The organism is Pseudoalteromonas rhizosphaerae, from assembly GCF_902498845.1.
In the GTDB taxonomy this organism is placed as follows: Bacteria; Pseudomonadota; Gammaproteobacteria; order Enterobacterales; family Alteromonadaceae; genus Pseudoalteromonas; species Pseudoalteromonas rhizosphaerae.
Genome location: NZ_CABVLM010000045.1, coordinates 1 through 990 on the forward strand (window position 1 = coordinate 1; position 990 = coordinate 990).

Genomic DNA, 990 nt, shown 5'->3' on the forward strand with positions numbered 1-990 from the left:
CTGGCGGCTTGCTGCTTTAACCGTTGTTTGCTGCCTGCAAAATTTGAGTACTGCTGCCTAAAACGTTGAATTGATTCAAGCCATTGTGCCTCTTCTATATTCAAAGTCAGGAGCACTTTTGGCATAGTTTTGTTGATATGCCCTTTTTTCTTTGGATCTATGTGGCGGCCACTCCAGTCGACTAATTCAATATAATCCAGTAAGGCAAAGGGGATCGTGTCTTTAATGTGATTGCCGCCAAATGGTTTTAACTGTGCTGGTTGGCTTTCATGCTGAATATTATCTTTTTGTTTGAGAAGCTTATTCGCTTTAACCGTGTCTGTGGTAAAGGCTTTAAAGTGCGCTATACGTTCTTGAATTGAGGTGAAATCACTGTCTTCAAGCGTATCGGCTATGTTTGCTCTGATAGGGTTCAAATCAACGTAGGCCATGCAACTGAGCACTGCGGTTTCATCTAATAATGCTTGCGACTTATAGCGCCCTTCCCTCAAATTTATAAGGAATAAATTTGAATGCCGTCAGGCAGCCCGAAGGGTGAGCGCCAAGGATGGCAGCGAATAATACTTACCCGTGCAGTTATCTTCTTTATTGGCCTCGCGGGCAATGTACTCATTGAGGTTTTTCATATACCAGCTGATGTCATACAATCTTTCTCGCCATTTAGCGATGATCTCATTAAAAAAGAGCAAACTTGGCTTATCTAACTGCTCACCTTGTAAGTGGCGGTCGACTAAAAAGTGGCCGTTATAAAGCTGATACCAGCGTTTAATTACTTCATCATCGGACCAATCAAGTGCTTGACGCCTATTGACGTTCACAACAAGGTGGTAGTGATTGCTCATAATCGCGTAGGCAGCAACTTCAATGGCGAACACACTACTTAATAACTTAATTCGCTCTACTAACCACTCCCTACGATGATCAAAGTTTTTACCTGTGTATTTATCATCACCACACAAGAATGCACGTCTCACGCATCGTGAGATTAAG

1 pseudogene is annotated in these 990 nt (G+C 42.5%); it reads right to left on the minus strand.

Annotated features, from left to right (window positions below):
* Nucleotides 1-986 (minus strand): annotated as a pseudogene (locus tag PSR9079_RS24120) (transposase); the annotation flags it as partial.
* Nucleotides 987-990 lie beyond the last annotated feature (4 nt).